General features: G+C 47.1%; 4 protein-coding genes. All 4 read left to right on the top strand.

What is annotated here, in order from left to right; translation table 11 throughout:
• The first annotated feature begins 36 nt into the window (after positions 1–36).
• A complete protein-coding gene (gene argJ / locus K5677_RS08710) occupies positions 37–1,332 on the top strand; it encodes a bifunctional glutamate N-acetyltransferase/amino-acid acetyltransferase ArgJ (protein WP_296726920.1) in 1,296 nt (431 codons plus the stop codon).
• A 32-nt stretch (positions 1,333–1,364) separates the two neighbouring features.
• The gene (locus K5677_RS08705) at positions 1,365–2,195 is read left to right on the top strand and encodes a hypothetical protein (RefSeq protein WP_296726917.1); all 831 of its coding nucleotides are present in this window, start codon (positions 1,365–1,367) and stop codon (positions 2,193–2,195) included.
• Positions 2,196–2,222: 27 nt separating this feature from the next.
• The gene (locus tag K5677_RS08700) at positions 2,223–2,879 is read left to right on the top strand and encodes a hypothetical protein (RefSeq protein ID WP_296726916.1); all 657 of its coding nucleotides are present in this window, start codon (positions 2,223–2,225) and stop codon (positions 2,877–2,879) included.
• Positions 2,880–2,895: 16 nt separating this feature from the next.
• A partial coding sequence (argB, locus tag K5677_RS08695) for an acetylglutamate kinase (RefSeq protein ID WP_296726912.1) occupies positions 2,896–3,629 on the top strand: 734 nt, incomplete at its 3' end.

Here is a 3,629-nt window from a genome sequence, read left to right as displayed (position 1 = left end):
TTGCGAAATTCGCACAGAAGATCAAGGAGGAAACTGATGAAGCTTGTTGAACTTAAAGGACTCACCTTTGTAGAGGGCGGTGTATGTGCTGCAAAGGGATTCAGAGCAAACGGAGTGCAGTGCGGACTGGCGCACAAGCCCCTCGGGGATATGACAGAGGCTAATGCTGCCGCAAACAATGCCATTCCCACAGCAAAAAAGAAAAACGATCTCGCACTTATCGTCGCGGAAAAGGAGTGCAGTGCTGCTGCTGTATATACCACGAATAAGGTAAAGGGAGCTCCCATACTCGTAACAAAGGAGCATCTGAGAAACGGTAAGGCAAGAGCTGTTATCGTAAACTCGGTAAACGCCAACACCTGCAATCCCGACGGCGTTGAAAAGGCCACAAAAATGTGTCAGCTTGCGGCAAAGACTCTCGGCATAGACGAAAACGACGTTATCGTTGCTTCCACAGGCGTTATCGGACAGGTCCTTCCCATCGAACCTATCGAAAAAGCTATGGACGGTCTTGCAGAGGGACTTACCTATGACGGCAACAAGCGCGCTCTTGAGGCTATCATGACTACGGATACTCAGGAAAAGGAAATAGCCGTACAGTTCGAGCTTGGCGGAAAGACCTGCACTATGGGCGGTATGCTCAAGGGCAGCGGCATGATACACCCGAATATGGCTACTACTCTTACATTCCTTACTACAGACGCGGATATAACTCCCGAAATGATGCAGCGCGCCCTTGACGATATAATCAAGGTAACTCTCAACAGAGTAAGTGTTGACGGAGATACCTCCACAAACGATATGGTATGCATCATGGCTTCGGGAGAGGCAGGAAACGAGACCGTTACCGAGGAAAACAGCGAGTTCGAGAAGTTCAGACACGCTCTTTACGGCATACTCATGAACCTTGCGAGAAAAATGGCAAGAGACGGCGAGGGAGCTACAAAGCTCGTTGAGTGCTGCGTAAGAGGAGCTGACAGCGACGAGATCGCAGAAAAGGTTGCGAAGTCCGTTATCGGTTCGAGCCTTATCAAGGCTATGATATTCGGCGAGGACGCCAATGCGGGCAGGATTTACTGTGCTGTAGGCTATGCGGACGCTAACTTCGACATCTCAAAGGTAGACGTTGAAATGGCTTCAAGCGGCGGAGTTCTTCCTCTCGGACGCAAGGGCAATGTTATAGAGTTCTCGGAGGAGCTTGCAAAGCGCATACTCAGGGACGAAGAGATACAGATACTCATTTCCATGGGTGACGGAAAGGGCAGAGCCATCGCATGGGGCTGCGATCTCACCTATGACTACGTAAAGATAAACGGCGATTACAGAAGCTGATACATAGCTGGATGATATGGGGGGGTGATCGTGTGTTCGGCAGAAGAAGAGATGAAGACTACGATGAATATAATGAAAAGTATGCGAGTAAATATGATGATGACTATATAGCTCCGTCACATGATTACCGCAAGGAGTGTACCCACAGCCATGAGCAGACCTATGAGGATATGGACGACCTGTGGGAGTGCAGACACAGTCACGAGCAGACTTATCAGAACGTCACCGAAGTAAGGGAATGCGCTCACAGTCACGAACAGACCTACGACGACGCGGACTACGAACAGCGCCCCTATGACAAGGCGGCTGCTCAGCGGCAGTCCTATGCAGGCAATACTGATCTGGAAGCCGTTTTCACACCGTATCTTGCTCAGGGCGAGCATCTCCTGTGGGCAGGCGGAAAGGGCAGTCTCGAACAGCTGAATGAAAAGCCGCATAAAGAGATCACGGTCAATCCTATGCCGATCGTATTTATAATAATAGGTATGGTATTTTTCTCGTGTATAGGTGCTGTTGTGGGCATAGTACTTTTGATTATCGGTATTGCTTTGCTTGTAAAGGACGATAACGGCTTTATGGCAGTGACTGATCGGAGACTGATAGTTCGTGTGTACAACACCTCTCAGAATATATGGCTGAATACAATAAAGGATATATCCGTTGTATCGAAAAAAGGCAATATGGGAAGACTGCAGCTTATGCTGGACGAACAGTCTGTAAGCTTTGACCTGAACAGAAGAGCTTCAGACATAAAAAGCGGCAGTTCGAATTACTATTTTTCTCCTGCTGTAGAAGGTCCCGAAAGAGTAAAGCAGATAATAGAGGACGCTATCCTGAGAGCAAAAACAAATAATTTTAATTGACACGGTATCTGAAAAGGCGGTGAGGCGATGTTCGGAAAAAAAGATGAATATGACGGTCTCGGCAATTACCGTCAAAGCGATGATTACGGGTATAATCAGGGAACAAATGCCGAAGATGCGAAGCGTATCTTTCAGCCTTTTCTTGAAGAAGGCGAGGTAATACTGTGGTCAATGTGCAGCGGCAATGGCAACGCCTCTGCTCAATTCCCTGCGGAAAGTGATGAACCCCAAAGCTCAGCAAGGGAAATGCAATACGCTAAATTAATATCGGCAATCAAGACACCTATCGGAGTTATTTTGCTCATTTTCGTCAGTTTAACATTGTCATTTATCGGTGTGTTTTTATTTTGTTTTGCTTCAGTGATTATGAATGTACTTAAGTTCATTTTGGTGGCTGCAGTATTGGTGCTTTTAATATGGTATGCGGAAAAAGGCAACAAAAATGTGAGTTATGCTATAACTGACAGAAGACTTGTTAAGTATGCATATTCACAATTCAATGAGGTGCGTTTAGAAGATATAAAAAAAACAAAGGTTGTTATAGGCAACGAAAATAAAGGAAAAGTTATCGCAACAGGGTTACTCCTGCAGGTCATTATTCCGGACGTGGAAGACCCCTATAGTGTGAAAAACATACTCGATAATGCTATAGATAACTGCGAATTCAATCAATCTCAATGGTAAAAAGGAAGTAAGGAAAATGGAAAAGATATCAAATAATGACAAGTCGCAGGTGCTTATCGACGCCCTGCCCTACATACAGAAGTACAATAACAAGATACTTGTTATCAAGTACGGCGGAAACGCCATGACCAATAAGGAGCTCAAGGACGCCGTAATGACGGATATCGTTCTCCTTTCGCTGGTAGGCGTGAAGGTAGTGCTGGTACACGGCGGCGGCCCCGAGATAAGCGATATGCTCAAGAAGCTCAACATCGAGAGCCGCTTCGTGAACGGTCTGAGATATACTGACGACGCCACCGTTGACGTGGTAAAAATGGTGCTCTCGGGCAAGGTAAACAAAGAGCTTGTACAGCTCCTTGCACAGCATAAGGGCAGCGCTGTGGGACTTTGCGGTATTGACGGCGAGATGCTCGTAGCCGAAAAGAAAAAGACCGACGACGGTCAGGACCTTGGCTGGGTAGGCGAGATAACAAAGGTCAACACAAAGCCTATCACAGACGCTCTTGCAAACGGAAATATCCCCGTTATCGCTACAGTTGCCACTGACAGCGAGGGAAATACATACAATATCAACGCCGACACAGCCGCTGCAAGGATAGCAGCAGAGCTTGGCGCGGAAAATCTCATACTCATGACCGATATCGCAGGACTTCTCCGCGATAAGGACGACCCGTCAACTCTTATCCCCGAGGTAAATGTCAGCGAAGTGCCTTTCCTCAAGAGACAGGGCATAATCTCAGGCGGTATGAT

This window comes from Ruminococcus sp. (assembly GCF_024684275.1).
This window is presented reverse-complemented; position numbering and strand designations above follow the sequence as displayed.

Bases quoted from the DNA above. Each gene is read 5' to 3' on its own strand.
- argJ (WP_296726920.1), top strand. From the start codon at position 37: ATGAAGCTTGTTGAACTTAAAGGACTCACCTTTGTAGAGGGCGGTGTA.
- K5677_RS08700 (WP_296726916.1), top strand. From the start codon at position 2,223: ATGTTCGGAAAAAAAGATGAATATGACGGTCTCGGCAATTACCGTCAA.